Genomic DNA, 17,198 nt, shown 5'->3' on the forward strand with positions numbered 1-17,198 from the left:
GCCCCGCAAGGGGCGTTTCGTCGTTTCCGGCTTGCGGCAGGACGGCATCCGCGGCAATGGTACCTGCACCCTCCCCGGCGATGCCTCCCGCTGCGGCAGCCGATGGCGACCGGCGGTTGTCCGCCAGCGAGCCGAGCACCATCCAGCGGAGCGCAGGCGAACGGGATACCGGCTGTGCCGGGGATACGCATGGCGCCGCACGCACAACACCGCGCATCCGGATGCGCCCTCTCATGGGCATGGGCGCTGGCGCAATCGCAGCGGAACCGGGCATCGGTTTTCCGGCAGGGCCCCGCACGCTCCACGCCAAGGCTCCCTGCCTTTCCGGGCGGGATGTCGCTCCGTTCCGGCCAGCACCTGTAACACCTGCGTCACATGACAGACGCGGCGGTGTCATCGAATGGTTATGCAATAGGCGCCGGGCGGAACTCACCGCACATTCACCTCCCAGGAGCCATTCGTGATCCACGCCATCAAATCGCGCGCCGTCGTCGCCATCCTCGCCGCGTCGTCCGTGTTCGCCGCCAATGCCGCCGATGTCACCGGCGCCGGCGCTTCCTTCATCTATCCGGTCATGTCCAAGTGGTCGGCCGACTACAGCGCCGCCACCGGCAAGAAGGTGAACTACCAGTCCATCGGTTCGGGCGGCGGCATCGCCCAGATCAAGGCGAACACGGTGGATTTCGGCTCCTCCGACGCCCCGCTGAAGCCGGAAGAACTGGCCGCCGCCGGCCTGGTGCAGTTCCCGTCGGTGATCGGCGGCGTGGTGCCGGTGATCAACGTGGCCGGCGTGGAAGCCGGTGCGATGAAGCTGGACGGCCCGACCCTGGCCAACATCTTCCTGGGCAAGATCACCAAGTGGAACGACCCGGCCATCGTCGCCCTCAACGCCGGCCTGGCCCTGCCCGACGCCAAGATCACCGTCGTGCACCGCTCCGACGGTTCGGGCACCAGCTTCAACTACACCAACTACCTGTCCAAGGTCAGCGCCGACTGGAAGAACCAGGTCGGCGAAGGCACCACCGTGCAGTGGCCGGTGGGCATCGGCGGCAAGGGCAATGAAGGCGTGGCCGCCTACGTCAAGCAGATCCGCGGCTCGATCGGCTACGTCGAATTCTCCTACGCGCTGCAGAACCGCCTGACCTTCTCGCGCATGAAGAACGCCGCCGGCAACTTCGTGCAGCCGCGCGACGAGACCTTCTCGGCCGCCGCCGCCAGCGCCGACTGGGCGAACGCCAGGGACTTCTACCTGGTGATGACCAACGCCCCGGGCGAGCAGTCCTGGCCGATCACCGCCACCAACTTCATCCTGATGCGCAAGCAGCCCAAGACCGCCGAAGGCGCCAGGGCCACCGTCGAGTACTTCCGCTGGGTCTATGCCAACGGCGGTGCCCAGGCCCGCCAGCTGGACTACGTGCCGCTGCCCGCCCCGCTGGTCCGCCAGATCGAGACCTACTGGCAGCAGAACATGCGCTACTGAGCAAAGAGCCGGCGGGCCCTCTCCCTCGTCGCCTCGGGCGCGGATCAAGTGATCCGCGCTTTTTTTTTGAGCGGGAAGCGGGAACGGGGAAGCGGGAAGTGGTGGTGCGCCAAGGGCGTCTACCCGTAAAACGCGGCCGGATCCTTGGAATGAAGCCCTACCGGAGCCTCCCTTCCCCGTTCCCGCCTCCCCTTTCCCCGCCCCATGTAATCAGCCTGTAACAAAAACATCATTTCATAGCCGCATCCGCCGGCGACGCCGGTCCTTTCCCGCCATGGAGCCCCCATGAAACTGCACACGACCGGCCTTGCCGCCCTTTCCCTTGCCATCGCGCTGGGCCTGTCGGCCTGCGGCGGCAAGAGCGACACCGCCGCTTCCAGCCCCGGATCCGCCACGCCGTCGGCGCCTGCCGCCGGCGACAAGGTCGCCGCCGAGATCTCCGGCGCCGGCGCGTCGTTCATCTTCCCGCTGGTGTCCAAATGGTCGGCCGACTACAACGCCGCCACCGGCGCGAAGGTCAACTACCAGTCCATCGGCTCCGGTGGCGGCATCGCCCAGATCAAGGCCGGCACCGTCGACTTCGGCTCGTCCGACAAGCCGCTCTCCTCCGAAGAACTGGCGCAGGCGGGCCTGGGCCAGTTCCCGTCGGCCATCGGCGGCGTGGTGCCGGTGGTGAACCTGGAAGGCCTGCAGCCGGGCCAGCTGCGCCTGAGCGGCGCGCTGCTCGCCGACATCTTCCTGGGCAGGATCAAGACCTGGAACGACAAGGCCATCGCCGACGCCAACCCGGGCGTGGCCCTGCCGGATACCAAGATCACCCTGGTGCACCGCTCCGACGGCTCGGGCACCACCTTCAATTTCTCCAACTACCTGTCCAAGGTCAGCGGCGAGTGGAAGGACAAGGTCGGTGAAGGCACCTCGGTGCAGTGGCCGGACGGCGTCGGCGGCAAGGGCAACGAGGGCGTGGCCTCCTACGTGCAGCAGATCAAGGGCGCGCTGGGCTACGTCGAACTGGCCTACGCGCTGCAGAACAACATGCCGTACGCGTCGATGCAGAACGCCGCCGGCAACTGGGTGCAGCCGACCGCCGAGACCTTCGCCGCCGCCGCGGCCAGCGCCGACTGGGAAGGCGCCAGGGACTTCAACCTGGTCATCACCAATGCCCCGGGCGCCAACGCCTGGCCGATCACCGCCACCAATTTCATGCTGATGCACAAGCAGCCCAAGGATGCCAAGCGCAGCCGCGACACGCTGGCCTTCTTCAAGTGGGCGTTCGAGAACGGCCAGCAGCAGGCCAACGAACTGCACTACGTGCCGCTGCCGGCCGAACTGGTGACGCAGATCGAGGGCTACTGGGCCAGCGAGTTCAAGTGACGCACCGGCGCGGGGCCGCCCAGCGGCCCCGCCTCTGCCAGTGCGTCATCCCCGCGCAGGCGGGGATCGCTCTCGATTCTGCCGTTGTTGTTGCTCTGAAGTCCCACGCAAGGCAACAGCAGGAGCGATTCCCGCCTTCGTGGGAATGACGGCCGAAAAGCAGTTCCCGCCACGCAGGAATGACGGTTCTCCCCCTGCCTCAGCTCCCCCGCCTCTCCCTTGGGCCCCCGCCGCTGCCATGAATGCCATTGCGCCGTCCCTAGCCTCCTCGCCCACCTCGCGCGACCTGCGCGACGCCCGCAACGACCGCCTGTTCCGCGGGTTCCTGATCGTCACCGTGGTGCTGGTGCTCACCGCCCTGGCCTGCGCCGCGCTGTCGATGCTGTGGGGCGGACGCCATGCCCTGCAGGAACAGGGGCTGAGCTTCTTCTACACCGCCGACTGGAACCCGGTGGAGAACCGGTTCGGCGCGCTGGCGCCGATCTACGGCACCATCGTCACCGCGGTCATCGCCATGCTGATCGCCGTGCCGGTCAGTTTCGGCATCGCCTTCTTCCTCACCGAAGTCGCGCCGCGCTGGCTGCGCGGCCCGGTCGGCACCGCCATCGAGCTGCTGGCCGGCATCCCCTCGATCATCTACGGCATGTGGGGCCTGTTCGTGCTGGTGCCGGTGATGACCGAGTACGTCACGCCCTTCCTCAACGACCACCTGGGCGGGCTGCCGCTGATCGGCCCGCTGTTCCAGGGCCCGCCGCTGGGCATCGGCATGCTCACCGCCGGCTTCGTGCTGGCGATCATGGTGATCCCCTTCATCTCTTCGGTGATGCGCGAGGTGTTCCTCACCGTGCCGACCCGCCTGAAGGAATCGGCCTACGCGCTGGGCTCGACCAGGTGGGAAGTGAGCTGGGACATCGTGCTGCCCTACACCCGCTCGGCGGTGATCGGCGGCATCTTCCTCGGCCTGGGCCGCGCGCTCGGCGAGACCATGGCGGTAGCCTTCGTGATCGGCAACAGCGTGCGCCTGACGCCGTCGCTGCTGGAGCCGGGCACGACGATCGCCGCGCTGATCGCCAACGACTTCGGCGAAGCCACCGAAACCTACCGCTCGGCGCTGCTGCTGCTGGGCTTCGTGCTGTTCATCGTCACCTTCGTGGTGCTCGCCATCGCCCGCCTGATGCTGCTGCGCCTGTCCCGCAAGGAGGGCAACTGATGTCCGCCGCTGATTCGTTGTACCTGCGCCGCCGCATCACCAACGGCGCGGCGCTGCTGATGGCCTGCGCCACCGCCGCGTTCGGCCTGCTGTTCCTGGGCTGGATCCTGTGGACCCTGCTGTCCAAGGGCCTGCCCGGCATCAACCTGGACCTGTTCACCCAAATGACGCCGCCGCCGATGCAGCAAGGCGGCCTGCTCAACGCCTTCTTCGGCAGCGCGGTGATGTGCGCGCTGGCCATCGCCATCGGCACCCCGCTGGGGGTGGCCGCCGGCACCTGGCTGGCCGAGTACGGCAATGCGCGCAAGGCCGGCACGGTGGTGCGCTTCGTCAACGACATCCTGCTGTCGGCGCCGTCGATCGTGCTCGGCCTGTTCGTCTACACCCTGTACGTGATGCAGACCGGCGGCAACTTCTCCGCGTTCGCCGGCGCCCTGTCGCTGGCCTTCATCGTGCTGCCGGTGGTGATCCGCACCACCGACGAGATGCTGCGGCTGGTGCCGGTGCAGATGCGCGAAGCGGCGCTGGCGCTGGGCGTGCCGCAGTGGAAGGTGATCGTGCAGGTGCTGTACCGCAGCGCCATGGCCGGCATCGTCACCGGCATCCTGCTGGCGCTGGCCCGCATTTCCGGCGAGACCGCGCCACTGCTGTTCACCGCCTTCGGCAACCAGTACTGGAACAGCAACGTGTTCCAGCCGATGGCCTCGGTGCCGGTGGTGATGAACCAGTTCGCCGGCAGCCCCTACGAATCGTGGCAGGTGCTGGCCTGGGCCGGCGCCCTGGTGCTGACCGTGTTCGTGCTGCTGGTCAGCCTCTCCGCACGCGGCCTGCTGCTGCGCAACCGCATCTCCAACGACTGACCGAACGACCGACTTCCTTCCATGGACCTGCCCATGAACGACCTCACCAACGCCGTGCCGATGCAGCGCATCGCCGTGCCCACCGCGCACCAGGACCTGCAGACGCCGGCTCCGGTCAAGCTCGCCGCGCGCGGCCTGGACTTCTACTACGGCCAGTTCCACGCGCTGAAGAACATCAACCTGGAAATCCCGGAAAAGCGCGTCACCGCGCTGATCGGCCCGTCCGGCTGCGGCAAGTCCACCCTGCTGCGCATCTTCAACCGCATCTACGCGCTGTACCCCAAGCTGGAGGCCCGCGGCGAAGTGCTGCTGGACGGCGAGAACATCCTCTCGCCGAAGTACCCGATGAACCGCCTGCGCTCCAAGGTCGGCATGGTGTTCCAGAAGCCGGTGCCGTTCCCGATGACCATCTTCGAGAACGTGGCCTACGGCATCCGCCACCACGAAAGGCTGTCCAAGGCCGACATGGCCGACCGCGTCGAACAGGCGCTGCGCCAGGGCGCGCTGTGGGACGAGGTGAAGGACAAGCTGAACCAGAGCGCGCTGGGCCTGTCCGGCGGCCAGCAGCAGCGCCTGTGCATCGCCCGCGCGGTAGCGCTCAAGCCCGACGTGCTGCTGCTGGACGAACCGACCTCGGCGCTGGACCCGATCTCCACCAGCCGCATCGAGCAGCTGGTCGAGGAACTGAAGAACGATTACACCATCGCCATCGTCACCCACAACATGCAGCAGGCCGCGCGCGTGTCCGACTACACCGCCTTCATGTACCTGGGCGACCTGATCGAACACGACCGCACCGACGTGATCTTCTCCAACCCGTCCAGGCAGCAGACCGAGGACTACATCACCGGCCGGTTCGGCTGAAAGCGCGAAGGCGGGGAAACAGGGAAGCGGGAATGGAAGCAGCCCTTCGCCTGCCACACGCCCGACCTCGCCGCCCCACCCCAGCCATTCCCTCTTCCCCCTTCCCTGTTCCCGGCTCCCAAAATGAACACCCATCCCAACGACCACATCGTGAAAAGCTACGACGAAGAACAGCACCGCCTGGTGGCCGAGATCGTGCGCATGGGCGAGATGTCCGTCGCCCAGCTCGAGGCCGCGCTGGACGTGATCGAGCGCCGCGACGAGAACGCCGCGCGCCGCATCATCGCCAACGACGAGGCCATCGACGCGCTGGAACAGCAGATCAGCCATGACGTCATGCGCCTGGCCCTGCGCGGCCCGATGGCGCGCGACCTGCGCGAGATCCTCGCCGGCCTGCGCATCCCGGCCGACATCGAGCGCATCGGCGACTACGCCGCCAACGTCGCCAAGCGTTCCATCGCCCTGGCCACGGTGCCGCCGATGCCGCAGATCCAGGGCCTGCGCGCCCTCGGCCGGCTCGCCGCGCAGCAGGTGCGGCGCGCCCTTGACGCCTATCGCGGCAACGACGCCGATGCCGCGCTGGCGCTGCGCCAGGACGACGCCCGGCTGGACGCGCAGTACACCGCGCTGTTCCGCGAGCTGCTCACCTACATGATGGAAGACCCGCGCAACATCACCCCGTGCACGCACCTGCTGTTCATGGCCAAGAACCTGGAGCGCATCGGCGACCACGCCACCAACATCGCCGAGAACGTCTGGTTCCTGGTGCACGGCGACGCGCCGCTGCCGCCGCGCGAGAAGCGCGACGAGACCAGCACGGTCGACCACACCTGAAAACGAGAACGCCGGGCACAGCCCGGCGTTCTCCAGATGGCGGTTGCGCCCGGCCTTACCCCAGCCGCTGCCGCACCGCCTCGAACAGCGCCACGCCGGTGGCCACCGACACGTTGAGGCTTTCCACATCGCCCGGCATCGGGATGCGCACCAGCCCATCGCAGGTCTCGCGGGTCAGGCGGCGCAGGCCGTCGGACTCGCCGCCCATCACCAGCGCGACATTGCCGCGCAGGTCCAGCTGGTGGATGGTCTGCTCCGCCTCGCCGGCCAGCCCGTACAGCCACACGCCCTGCTTCTGCAGGTCCTTCAGGCAGCGCACCAGGTTGGTCACCGCCACCACCGGGATGCGGTCGGCCGCGCCGGCGCTGGTCTTGCGCACGGTGGCGTTGACCGGCGCGCTCTTGTCCTTGGGGATCACCACCGCGGTGACGCCGGCGGCGGCGGCGCTGCGCAGGCAGGCGCCGAGGTTGTGCGGGTCCTGCACCTCGTCCAGCACCAGCAGCAGCGCCTTGCCTTCGGCGGCCTCCACCAGCCCTTCCAGCTCGTTCTCGCCCCACAGCTTCGCCGCGGCGTAGCGCGCGACCACGCCCTGGTGGCGCACCTGCCCGGCCACGCCGCCCAGCGCCTGCGCGCCCACGCGGCGCACGTCGATGCCCTTGCGCCGCGCGTTCTCCTCGATCTCGACCAGCCGCGCGTTCTTGCTGCCGGCCTCGATCAGCACCTCGCGGACGTTGTCCGGGTCCTTCTCGATCGACGAAGCCACGGCGTTGACGCCGACGATCCACTGGTTCTGCTTGCTCATTGCGACCGCGCGAGGGGAGTTGGGCGCGTAATGGTAGTGCATCGGCCCGGCCGGCACCGGCGCCGGCTGGATGCAGGCCGGGCGGCGGCCCCTTCCCGGGTCCGGCCAGGGCGGTCCCAGGGGCTGCCAGGGATCGGGCCCAGGCTGCCGGGCGTGCCCGCCGCAGAAGCCTTCCTGCGGTCGTTGGACAGGGCCGGGCGCGGGGCCGGAACGGGAAACGGCCGGTGCGCGCACCGGCCGTCCCTGCCTCAGTACTTCTGTTTGGTACGCTTGGCCGGCTTGCCGCGCGGCGGCAGCGGCGCCAGTCCCTCGTCCATCGCGCCGCCTTCGCCGTCGAGCCGCTCGACCAGGCGGAAATCGATCTTGCGCTCCTCCATGCTGGCCTTGAGCACCAGGATGCGCACCCGGTCGCCGAGCCGGAACTGGGTGCCGCGGCGGTCGCCGGTCAGCGTCTTGCGCAGCGGGTCGAACTGGTAATAGTCGTGCGGCAGCTGGGTGACGTGCACCAGTCCGTTGACCTTGGATTCGTCCAGCTCGACGAACAGGCCGAAGCTGGTCACGCCGCTGATCACGCCGTCGAACTGGCCGCCGACGTGCTTCTCCATCCACGCCGCGCGGAAGCGCTCGTCCACCTCGCGCTCGGCCTCGTCGGCGCGGCGCTCGCGCTCGGAGCACTGCAGCGCCAGCGCCGCCATCTCGCGCGGCGTGTAGGTGTACTTGTCGCGCGGGCCGCCGGTGAGCGCGTACTTGATGGCACGGTGCACCAGCAGGTCCGGGTAGCGGCGGATCGGCGAGGTGAAGTGCGCATAGGCCTCCAGCGCCAGGCCGAAGTGGCCATTGTTGTCCGGCGAATACACCGCCAGCGACTGGCTGCGCAGCAGCACCGATTCCAGCAGCGCCGCATCCGGGCGCTCGCGCACCTTCTTCAGCAGCCGAGTGTAGTCGCCCGGCTGCACCTTGCTCCATGCCGGCAGGCTGAGCTTGAATTCCTTGAGGAACTCCAGCAGGTCGGCGAACTTGGATTCCGGCGGCCGCTCGTGCACGCGGAACGGCGCCGGGATGTGCGTGGACAGCAGGTAGCGCGCCGCCTCGACGTTGGCCGCGATCATGCATTCCTCGATCAGCTTGTGCGCGTCGTTGCGCACCAGCATGCCGGCCTGGGTGACCTCGCCGCGGTTGTCCAGCACGAAGCGCACTTCCGAGGATTCGAACTCGATGGCGCCGCGGCGTTCGCGCGCCTTGGCCAGGATGCGGTACAGCTGGTGCAGGCTCTGGATCTGCGGCAGCAGCGGGCCGATGAAGGCCTTGGCGTCGGCATCGTCCTCGCCCACCGCGTTCCACACCTGGGTATAGGTCAGGCGCGCGTGCGAGTTCATCACCGCCTCGTAGAAGCGCGACTGCGTCACCTCGCCCTTGCGGTCCACCTGCATGTCGCAGACGAAGCACATGCGGTCTTCCTTCGGCCGCAGCGAGCAGATGCCGTTGGACAGCGTCTCCGGCAGCATCGGCACCACGTAGCCGGGGAAATACACCGAGGTGGCGCGCTTCTGCGCCTCCTCGTCCAGCGGCGTGCCGGGGCGCACGTAGTGCGAGACGTCGGCGATGGCCACCACCAGGCGGAAGCCGTCGCGGTTCGGTTCGCAGAACACCGCGTCGTCGAAGTCCTTGGCGTCCTCGCCGTCGATGGTCACCAGCGGCAGCGCGCGCAGGTCCACGCGCGCGCCGATCATCGACGGCTCCACCGTCATCGGGATCGCCGTCGCCTCGTCCAGCACCTCCGGCGGGAACTCGTGCGGCAGGTCGTGGCCGTGGATGGCGGTTTCCACCACCAGCGACGGGGTCAGCTTGTCGCCGAGCACGGCGATCACCCTGCCGATCGGCGGGCGCCGCGAATCCGGCGCCTGGGTCAGCTCGCACACCACCAGCTGGCCGTCCTTCGCCCCGCCGGTGGCGTCGGCCGGGATCTGGATGCTGCGCTGGATGCGCTTGTCGTCGGGCACCACGTAGTTGATGCCCATCTCCACGCTGAAGTTGCCGATCAGGCGGTTGACACCGCGCTCCAGCACGCGCGCGATGCTGCCTTCGCGGCGGCCGCGGCGGTCGATGCCGGTGACGTTGGCCAGCGCGCGGTCGCCGTGCATGACCTTGCGCATTTCATAGGGCGGCAGGAACAGGTCGTCGCCGCCCTCGTCCGGGCGCAGGAAGCCGAAGCCTTCCGGGTTGGCGATGACCACGCCGGGGATCAGGTTGGTGACCAGCACCGGGGCGAAGCCGCCGCGGCGGTTCTGCACCAGCTGCCCGTCGCGCACCATCGCGCCCAGGCGCTTGGCCAGCGCATCGGCGCGCTCCGGCTCGGTCAGGCCCAGCCGGGCGCCGATCTCCTCGGCGTTCTGCGGCCCGTCGCAGCGGTCGAGCAGCTGCAGGATCGCCTCGCGGCTGGCGATGGGTTGGGCGTAGCGCTCGGCCTCGCGCGCGGCGTAGGGGTCGTCGAAGGCGGCGGCCGGTGCCGGCCGCGAGCGGCCGCGCACGAAGCTCTTCGGCGCGGCGCTGTCCTTCGGCTTGCCGCGCCCTCCCCTGGCCGGGGCGGCCAGGCTGTCCGGCATCCACGGCGGCAGCTTGGCGGACTTGCGTGCATTGCCCGGCTTGTCGCCAGGAACGGACTTGCGGGCCTTGCCGGCCCCAGGGGTCTTTTTGTTTTTCATCGCAGGCCATGGTACCCCGCTGCGGTGTGCATGCAGCGCGTAGGCGCGCGCCAGCCGCGATCGCGGCAAACCGTTGACAAAGCCCGCAGCCGCCACCAGAATTGCCGGCCCGAATCGCCCAGGTGGCGGAATTGGTAGACGCACTAGTTTCAGGTACTAGCGGGTAAAACCGTGGAGGTTCGAGTCCTCTCCTGGGCACCATGATTCGGAACGAAAAAACCCGCGCAAGCGGGTTTTTTGTTGCGCCATTGCCGGCCACACCCTTCGGGCCGTCGACAGGCGATGCCGGCAACCACTGCCGGCGGTTTCGTATTGCCTGCGATCGGGCCGGGCATCGCTCTGCGTCCCGCCACCGGAATCAGGATGAACACCCACGGCCACGGCGTCCGGCGCGCGCCGACGGCTTGGCTGCCGCATGGCCGCCGCGGTCGGCGATGCGATGCGCACGACGACGCATTTTCCTGTTGACGCTTGCGCGGACGCCCTGCATAATTCCGCTCCTGAGTCGCCCAGGTGGCGGAATTGGTAGACGCACTAGTTTCAGGTACTAGCGGGTAAAACCGTGGAGGTTCGAGTCCTCTCCTGGGCACCATGACTCAACAGATCAAACCCGCGAAAGCGGGTTTTTTTGTTGCCGCCCTCCCTCGCGGCAACCCGTCGGGCCATCGACAGGCGATGCCGGAACCGCTCGCCGTTTTCCGCGCCTGTCGTCCGGCTCCCGCCGCCTGCACATCGCAGTGCGATGGCCCGGGATCGCCACCGGCGGCTTCCCTGCTCCCCTCTCCGATGGCCGATCCCCTTCCGCACGCAGCAGACCCGCGGGGTGCTCCCATCGCCTGCACGAAACGTTGACATGCCGCTTCGTCACCGGCACAATTCTCCGCCTGAGTCGCCCAGGTGGCGGAATTGGTAGACGCACTAGTTTCAGGTACTAGCGGGTAAAACCGTGGAGGTTCGAGTCCTCTCCTGGGCACCACGACTCAAACAGATCAAACCCGCGAAAGCGGGTTTTTTTGTTGCCGCCTTCCATGGCGGCAACCCGTCGGGCCATCGACGGGCGATGTCAAAACCGCTCCCGGCGGTTTCTTGTGCCTGCCATCCATGCCGCCCGGATTCCGGTGTCTTGCACCCGAGTTCATGAGGGTCGCGCCCGTCCATCGCGATGGCGGCGGCAGGCAGCGCGTCGCGCAGCCGCTCCGCTGCGGCAATCCGCGCTCCGGGCCTTGGCCGGCCCGCCCGCGCAATGCCCCCTGCATACAAAAATCCCCGCCTTGCGGCGGGGATCGTCGTGCCTCAATGGCCGCCAGCGCTGGCCGCGCCGGCACCGGCGCCGAACGGCGGCCTGGCCAGCCACAGGAAGGCGATGATCGCCAGGAAGGTCCAGCCCAGCAGGTAGAAGATGTCGTTGAAGCCCATCTGCGAAGCCTGGTGGTCGATCATGGTGTTCAACAGCGCGGCGCCATGCTGCAGGTCGCCGTGCCCCATCGCCAGCACCTGCTCCTGCATGCCCGGCGTATAGGCCGAGATGTGCTCGGTCAGCTGCGCGTGATGCTGCTGGGTGCGGTGCGCCCACAGCCAGGTGGTCAGCGACGCGGCGAAGCTGCCGCCCAGCGTGCGCAGGAAGGTGGCCAGGCCGGAGCCGGCGGCGATCTCGCGCCCGTCCAGGTCCGACAGCAGGATCTGCAGCACCGGCATGAAGAACAGCGCCACGCCCACGCCCATGAGCAGCTGCACGCCGGCCACGTGCTGGAAGTCCACCTGCAGGTTGAAGCCCGAGCGCAGGAAGCTGGTCAGGGACAGGAACACGAAGGCGATGGAGGCCAGCATGCGCATGTCGTAGCGCGCCGCGTACTTGCCGACGAACGGCGTCAGGATCACCGGCAGCACGCCGATGGGCGCCGTCGCCAGGCCCGCCCAGATCGCGGTATAGCCCATGTCGCGCTGCAGCCACAGCGGCATCATCAGCGCCACGCTGAAGAACGCCGCGTAGGCCACCACCATCGCCAGCGTGCCGGCGCGGAAGTTGCGGTGGCGGAACAGGCGCAGGTCGACGATGGGGTCCTTGTCGGTCAGCTCCCAGATCAGGAACACCGCCAGCGTCACCACCGCCACGCACGACAGCACCACGATCTTGGTCGAGGCGAACCAGTCCTCGTCGTTGCCCAGGTCGAGCACCAGCTGCAGCGCGCCGACGCCGATGACCAGGGTGATCAGGCCGACGTAATCCATCTTCGGCCGCTCGATGTGCTCGGGCCGGCCCTTGAGCTGGCTGCCGACCACCGACGCGGCGAAGATGCCCAGCGGCACGTTGATCAGGAAGATCCATTCCCAGCTGTAGTTGTCGGTGATCCAGCCACCGAGGATCGGCCCCGCGATCGGCGCGACCACGGTGATCATCGCCAACAGCGCCAGCGCATGCCCGCGTTTCTCGCGCGGGTAGATCGATACCAGCAGCGACTGGGTGATCGGGTACATCGGACCGGCCACGAAGCCCTGCAGCGCGCGCGACAGCACCAGCATGCCCATGCTCTGCGCCAGCCCGCACAGCAGCGAGGTGACGACGAAGGCCAGCGTCGCCCACACGAACAGCCTGCGCTCGCCGAAGCGGCGGCTGAGCCAGCCGGTCAGCGGCAGCGCGATGGCCGTGCTGACCGCGAACGAAGTGATCACCCAGGTCGCCTGCTGAGAACTGGCGCCGAGGTTGCCGGCGATGGTCGGCAGCGAGACGTTGGCGATGGTGGTGTCGAGCACCTGCATGAACGAGGCCATCGCCAGGCCGACGGTGCACAGCGCCACGCTGGGCGGCGCGAAACCGGCGGCCGGCTGCGGCGCGGCCGGAGCTTGAGCGGACATGCGCGCGTACCTCAGCCGGCCTTGGTCTGGCGCGGCAGGTTGTCGTGGATGATCCGCGCGATCGCCTCGTCGGCGTCATGCAGCTGCCTGGCGTAGACGTCGGTGTCGAACACGTTGCCCTCGGCCGGCCTGGCCGGCAGCACCTCGCCCTTCTGGTCGCGCAGGCTCACCTCGGCCTTCATCGACAGGCCGATGCGCAGCGGATGCTCGGCCAGCTGTTTGGCGTCGATGGCGATGCGCACCGGCACGCGCTGCACGATCTTGATCCAGTTGCCGCTGGCGTTCTGCGCCGGCAGCAGCGAGAACGCCGAACCGGTGCCCAGGCCGAGGCTGGTGATGCGGCCCTTGTACTTGACGTCGCCGCCGTACAGGTCCGAACGCAGCTCCACTTCCTGGCCCAGGCGCATGTGGCGCAGCTGGGTTTCCTTGAAGTTGGCATCCACCCACATCTGCTCGGCGGGCACCACGGCCATCAGGGCGGTGCCCGGCTGCACGCGCTGGCCGACCTGCACCGAGCGGCGCGCGACGTAGCCGGCGACCGGCGCGACGATGCCGGCGCGGGCGTTGTTGAGCCACGCCTGGCGCAGCTGCGCGGCGGCGGCCTTCACGTCCGGCTGGGTGGCGACCACGGTGTCGTCGACCAGCGCGCGGCTGCGCTCCACCGTCTCGCGCGAACCGGCCACCGCGGCCTCGGCCGCGGCCAGCTCGTCGCGGGCGTGGGCCAGTTCCTCGTTGGAAATGGCGCCGGTGGTGGCCAGGTCCTTGCGCCGCGCGTAGTCCTCGCGCACGCGCTTGAGGGTGACCTGGCGGGCGTTCAGGTCGGCCTGCGCGCCTTCCACGGTGCGGTACAGGCCGCGGACCTGGCGCACGGTGCGGGCCAGGTTGGCTTCGGCCTGCTGCAGCGCCACTTCGGTGTCGGCCGGGTCCAGCTGCACCAACAGTTGGCCGCGCTCCACGCGCATGCCGTCGTCGGCGGCGATGGCGACCACGGTGCCGGCCACCTGCGGGGTGATCTGCACCTGGTTGCCCTGCACATAGGCGTCGTCGGTTTCCTCGAACCAGCGGCCGAAGGCGAAATACCACAGCGCGAACGCCGCCAGCAGCAGGACGACGATGGCAAGCAGCCCGCGCAGCAGCCGGCCACGGCGGCTGCGCGCGACGGGGGCTTCAGGAGTGTTGGTCTGGCTCATGGGGGTGTTTCTCAGGAATGCGGGGACACGGAGGAAGAGGAAGCAGCCGGCGCGGCGATGCCATCGGCGGACGGCGCGTAGCCGCCGCCCAGGGCCTGCGCCAGCCGCGCCGAAGCCAGCAGCCGCTGCGCATGCAGCGCGGTCAGCGCCTGCTGCGCGGACAGCAGCTGCGACTGCGCGGACAGCACGTCCAGGTAATTGCCGACGCCGGCGCGGTAGCGCTGGCCGGCCAGGTCGAAGGCCGAACTGGCGGTGGCGACCGCCTGCTGCTGCGACTGCGCCTGCTGTTCGAGCGAGCGCACCGCGTTGACCTGGTCGGCCACCTCGCGCAGCGCATCGACCACGGTCTGGTTGTAGCCGGCCACGGCCAGATCGTATTGGGCGTCGGCGTTGGCGAGGTTGGCGCGCAGGCGTCCGCCATCGAAGATCGGCAGGCTCAGCGCCGGACCCAGGTAGGCGAAGGTCGAGCTGCTCCTGAGCAGGTCGCCGACGTTCGGCGCGACCACGCCGGCCAGCGCGGTCAGGTTGAAGCTGGGGTAGAAACTGGCCTTGGCCACCTTGATCTGCTTGCCGGCCGCTTCCACGCGCCAGCGCGCGGCGACGATGTCCGGGCGCCGGCCGAGCAGTTCGCTGGGCAGCACGCCCGGCAGCTGCAGCGCGGTGGCGTTCAGCGCCTGCGGGCGTTCGATGCCCAGGCCGCGGTCCGGCCCCTGCCCGACCAGCGCCGCCAGCGCGGTGCGGGCGGCGTCGATCTGCTGCTGCGCGGCCTGCAGCTGCTGCTGCGCGGCGGGAATGCGGGCCTCGGCCTGGCGGACCTGCAGGTCGCTGTCGATGCCGGCGGCGCGGCGCTGGCGCACCAGCTGCAGCGTTTTCTGCGCGCGCTCCAGCTCCTGCTCGGCGATGTCGTTGGCGCGCCAGGCGCGGTCCAGCTCGACATAGGCCTGGACGATGCCGGCGGACAGCTTCAGGCGCGCGGCCTGGGCATCGACGGTGGCGGCATGCACCGCGTCCACCGCCGCTTCCCAGCTGGCGCGCTTGCCGCCCCACAGGTCGAAGCCGTAGCTGAAATCGAAGGCGACCTGACCGCTGCCCATGTAGTGGCCGCCCATGTCCTCGCCCACCATCGATTCGGGCAGGCGCACGCCGGTATAGCCACCGGAGACGGACAGGCTGGGCAGGCGCTCGGCACGGGCGACGCCGGCCTGGGCCTGGGCCTGGCGCAGGCGCGCGTCGGCCGCGTCCAGGCTCGGGTGGCCGGCCAGCCCTTCGGCGACCAGCGCGTCCAGCTGCGGATCGCCGAAGGCGCGCCACCAGTCGCTGGCGGGGAAACCGGCCACGGACAGGTCGCTGGTGGCCAGAGTGCGTTCGCTGTGCAGGCTGTCGGCTTCGAGCAGCCGGCCCTGCGGCTGCAGGCCGCCGCTGCTGGCGCAGGCGGCCAGCGCCAGCACCAGCGTCGCCGGCAGCAGCGGCCGCGCGTGGCGGCGCAGGGAGTGGGAGACGGAGGAGGAGATCATGGGGGCGTCAGGGAATCGCGGATCCGGGTAAGAAGGGACAACAGCAGCGCGCGCTCGTCGGGGCTCAGGTCACGCATGGCGTAATCCATGACCGCGTCGCCGCGCTTCTTCAGCCGCGCGCACAGCTCGCGGCCCTGCTCGGTCAGCACGATCTGCAGTGCCCGGCGGTCCTGCGCGTGCGCTTCGCGGCGCACGCAGCCCAGCGATTCGAGCTTGTCGAGCAGGCGGGTCACCGCGCTGGGCACCTGGTCCAGCGCCTGCGCCAGTTCATTGGCGGTGCACGGGGCCATGTGCGCCAGCGTCTTCAGCCCCACGAAATGGGTGAAGCCGATGCCGAGGTTCTCCTCGGCCATCGAGGCGTCGAGCTGGCGGGCAAGGCCGTCGCGCGTCTGGCGCAGCAGCAGGCCGAAGCTGGGGGGGTTGGGAGCGCAGATCATGGGCGAGCACTTTATTCCAAAAGAAATATTTCTCAATGGAAATATTCGATCTGGCATCAAATGCTGTGTTGCAGCAGTGGGCTGATCGGCGAGCGCACACGTTAATGGCACAGGGAACTGGCCGGGTAATACAATCCAGCCAATGAATTTCACTATCCGGCCATCGACCCAGGGCGCGCCATGACGTCGTACCCCGCGCCGCCCGGGTTCGATCTGCAGCTGCCCGCATCGCTGCGGCAGGGCCACGCGCTGGACTGGTTCGAACGCGACGACGGCCCGCCGGTGTTCGGCTTCCGCTTCGACAGCCCACAGGGCCTGGCCCACGAGGTGGACTGGCACCAGCACGCCCGCGCCCAGTTGATCTGCGTCGAACACGGCCTGCTGACCACCCGCACCCGCCACGGCACCTGGTCCCTGCCCGCCGGCTCGGGGGGCTGGATGCCCGCCACCGAACCGCATACCGTCGCCATCGACGGGCCGCTGCGCGGCTGGGGCATGGCGCTGGCCGCGCCGGTCTGCGTCGATCTGCCCGGCGACCCCTGCGTGATCGCCATCTCACGCCTGCTGCAGGCCCTGGCCGAACGCCTGTGCACCGGCGACGCGGCGACCTCCACCCGCCAGCACCACCTGGTCCAGGTAGTGCTGGACGAAATCCGGCATGCCCCGCGCCGTCGCATGCATCTTCCCCTGCCCCGCGACCGCCGCCTGCTGCGCATCGCATCGCAACTGCTGGCCGAACCGGCCGACGACCGCAGCCTGGAGCAGTGGGCGCGCTGGGCCGGGCTGTCGCCACGCAGCCTGACCCGGCATTTCCGCGAGGAAACCACGCTCAGCTTCGCCCAGTGGCGGCAGCAGGCGCGGCTGGCCGCGGCCCTGCGCCAGCTCAGCGACGGCCGCAGCGTGGCCGACATCGCCCATGCGCTGGGATTCAGCAGCCCCAGCGCCTTCGTCACCGTGTTCCGCCGCCATTTCGGGCTGCCGCCGGGCCGCTACCTCGCGCGTGCCGGACAGGCCGACGGCCTGGACCCGGCGCGTGGCTTGGCATCCCCCACCGCATCCGGATAATCACCCGCTCGCG

Annotated in this window: 13 protein-coding genes and 3 tRNA genes; 10 read left to right on the plus strand and 6 right to left on the minus strand. The window is 69.2% G+C overall.

Features of this window, described 5'->3' with window-relative positions:
* Positions 1-460 precede the first annotated feature (460 nt).
* The 6 genes from pstS (AC06FP_RS13190) (at position 461) to phoU (ending at position 6,622) form a co-directional block, all read left to right on the plus strand.
* Complete coding sequence (gene pstS, locus AC06FP_RS13190) at positions 461-1,480, plus strand: phosphate ABC transporter substrate-binding protein PstS (RefSeq protein WP_456116578.1); 1,020 nt, start codon at positions 461-463, stop codon at positions 1,478-1,480.
* Between the two features lie 285 nt (positions 1,481-1,765).
* Positions 1,766-2,854 carry a phosphate ABC transporter substrate-binding protein PstS gene (pstS, locus tag AC06FP_RS13195; protein WP_478075814.1) on the plus strand — a complete coding sequence of 363 codons (1,089 nt, stop codon included), beginning with the start codon at positions 1,766-1,768 and terminating at the stop codon, positions 2,852-2,854.
* 238 nt (positions 2,855-3,092) lie between these two features.
* Positions 3,093-4,064 (plus strand): phosphate ABC transporter permease subunit PstC, encoded by a 972-nt coding sequence (gene pstC / locus AC06FP_RS13200; protein WP_456116580.1) that lies wholly within the window; start codon positions 3,093-3,095, stop codon positions 4,062-4,064.
* Positions 4,064-4,924 carry a phosphate ABC transporter permease PstA gene (gene pstA, locus AC06FP_RS13205; RefSeq protein WP_478075815.1) on the plus strand — a complete coding sequence of 287 codons (861 nt, stop codon included), beginning with the start codon at positions 4,064-4,066 and terminating at the stop codon, positions 4,922-4,924. Before pstC ends, pstA begins: the two co-directional genes overlap by 1 nt.
* A gap of 33 nt (positions 4,925-4,957) precedes the next feature.
* A complete protein-coding gene (gene pstB, locus AC06FP_RS13210) occupies positions 4,958-5,788 on the plus strand; it encodes a phosphate ABC transporter ATP-binding protein PstB (RefSeq protein WP_456116582.1) in 831 nt (276 codons plus the stop codon).
* Between the two features lie 123 nt (positions 5,789-5,911).
* Complete coding sequence (phoU, locus tag AC06FP_RS13215; RefSeq protein ID WP_456116583.1) at positions 5,912-6,622, plus strand: phosphate signaling complex protein PhoU; 711 nt, start codon at positions 5,912-5,914, stop codon at positions 6,620-6,622.
* Between the two features lie 55 nt (positions 6,623-6,677).
* Here the strand turns inward: phoU and rlmB are convergent, their stop codons facing one another.
* On the minus strand, positions 6,678-7,424 hold the full coding sequence (gene rlmB / locus AC06FP_RS13220) for a 23S rRNA (guanosine(2251)-2'-O)-methyltransferase RlmB (protein WP_456116584.1): 747 nt from the start codon (positions 7,422-7,424) through the stop codon (positions 6,678-6,680).
* Between the two features lie 248 nt (positions 7,425-7,672).
* On the minus strand, positions 7,673-10,126 hold the full coding sequence (rnr, locus tag AC06FP_RS13225) for a ribonuclease R (RefSeq protein ID WP_478075816.1): 2,454 nt from the start codon (positions 10,124-10,126) through the stop codon (positions 7,673-7,675).
* A gap of 116 nt (positions 10,127-10,242) precedes the next feature.
* Between rnr and AC06FP_RS13230 the strand changes: the two genes are divergently transcribed.
* The 3 genes from AC06FP_RS13230 (at position 10,243) to AC06FP_RS13240 (ending at position 11,102) form a co-directional block, all read left to right on the plus strand.
* Positions 10,243-10,327 (plus strand) — tRNA-Leu (locus tag AC06FP_RS13230).
* Between the two features lie 306 nt (positions 10,328-10,633).
* A tRNA-Leu gene (locus AC06FP_RS13235) sits at positions 10,634-10,718 on the plus strand.
* Between the two features lie 299 nt (positions 10,719-11,017).
* Positions 11,018-11,102 (plus strand) — tRNA-Leu (locus AC06FP_RS13240).
* Between the two features lie 317 nt (positions 11,103-11,419).
* On the opposite strand, the gene AC06FP_RS13245 is transcribed toward AC06FP_RS13240, so the two are convergent.
* From AC06FP_RS13245 to AC06FP_RS13260, 4 genes are read right to left on the minus strand one after another with little or no spacing between them, the layout of a single operon-like run.
* Complete coding sequence (locus AC06FP_RS13245) at positions 11,420-12,979, minus strand: DHA2 family efflux MFS transporter permease subunit (protein WP_478075817.1); 1,560 nt, start codon at positions 12,977-12,979, stop codon at positions 11,420-11,422.
* Positions 12,980-12,990: 11 nt separating this feature from the next.
* Positions 12,991-14,169, minus strand: a complete 1,179-nt coding sequence (emrA, locus tag AC06FP_RS13250; RefSeq protein WP_478075818.1) for a multidrug efflux MFS transporter periplasmic adaptor subunit EmrA — start codon at positions 14,167-14,169, stop codon at positions 12,991-12,993.
* A gap of 11 nt (positions 14,170-14,180) precedes the next feature.
* Positions 14,181-15,683 (minus strand): efflux transporter outer membrane subunit, encoded by a 1,503-nt coding sequence (locus AC06FP_RS13255; protein ID WP_478075819.1) that lies wholly within the window; start codon positions 15,681-15,683, stop codon positions 14,181-14,183.
* The gene (locus AC06FP_RS13260) at positions 15,680-16,120 is read right to left on the minus strand and encodes a MarR family winged helix-turn-helix transcriptional regulator (RefSeq protein WP_456116589.1); all 441 of its coding nucleotides are present in this window, start codon (positions 16,118-16,120) and stop codon (positions 15,680-15,682) included. Before AC06FP_RS13260 ends, AC06FP_RS13255 begins: the two co-directional genes overlap by 4 nt.
* A 180-nt stretch (positions 16,121-16,300) precedes the next feature.
* Here AC06FP_RS13260 and AC06FP_RS13265 point away from each other — a divergent pair, with 180 nt between their 5' ends.
* Positions 16,301-17,185: a helix-turn-helix domain-containing protein gene (locus AC06FP_RS13265; RefSeq protein ID WP_433851984.1), complete on the plus strand. Its 885-nt coding sequence runs from the start codon at positions 16,301-16,303 to the stop codon at positions 17,183-17,185.
* Positions 17,186-17,198: the final 13 nt, after the last annotated feature.

Source organism: Stenotrophomonas sp. Steno-Z2 (assembly GCF_056393235.1).

Bases quoted from the DNA above. Each gene is read 5' to 3' on its own strand.
- pstS (WP_478075814.1), top strand. From the start codon at position 1,766: ATGAAACTGCACACGACCGGCCTTGCCGCCCTTTCCCTTGCCATCGCG.
- pstC (WP_456116580.1), top strand. From the start codon at position 3,093: ATGAATGCCATTGCGCCGTCCCTAGCCTCCTCGCCCACCTCGCGCGAC.
- pstA (WP_478075815.1), top strand. From the start codon at position 4,064: ATGTCCGCCGCTGATTCGTTGTACCTGCGCCGCCGCATCACCAACGGC.
- pstB (WP_456116582.1), top strand. From the start codon at position 4,958: ATGAACGACCTCACCAACGCCGTGCCGATGCAGCGCATCGCCGTGCCC.
- phoU (WP_456116583.1), top strand. From the start codon at position 5,912: ATGAACACCCATCCCAACGACCACATCGTGAAAAGCTACGACGAAGAA.
- rlmB (WP_456116584.1), bottom strand. From the start codon at position 7,424: ATGAGCAAGCAGAACCAGTGGATCGTCGGCGTCAACGCCGTGGCTTCG.
- rnr (WP_478075816.1), bottom strand. From the start codon at position 10,126: ATGAAAAACAAAAAGACCCCTGGGGCCGGCAAGGCCCGCAAGTCCGTT.
- AC06FP_RS13245 (WP_478075817.1), bottom strand. From the start codon at position 12,979: ATGTCCGCTCAAGCTCCGGCCGCGCCGCAGCCGGCCGCCGGTTTCGCG.
- emrA (WP_478075818.1), bottom strand. From the start codon at position 14,169: ATGAGCCAGACCAACACTCCTGAAGCCCCCGTCGCGCGCAGCCGCCGT.
- AC06FP_RS13255 (WP_478075819.1), bottom strand. From the start codon at position 15,683: ATGATCTCCTCCTCCGTCTCCCACTCCCTGCGCCGCCACGCGCGGCCG.
- AC06FP_RS13260 (WP_456116589.1), bottom strand. From the start codon at position 16,120: ATGATCTGCGCTCCCAACCCCCCCAGCTTCGGCCTGCTGCTGCGCCAG.
- AC06FP_RS13265 (WP_433851984.1), top strand. From the start codon at position 16,301: ATGACGTCGTACCCCGCGCCGCCCGGGTTCGATCTGCAGCTGCCCGCA.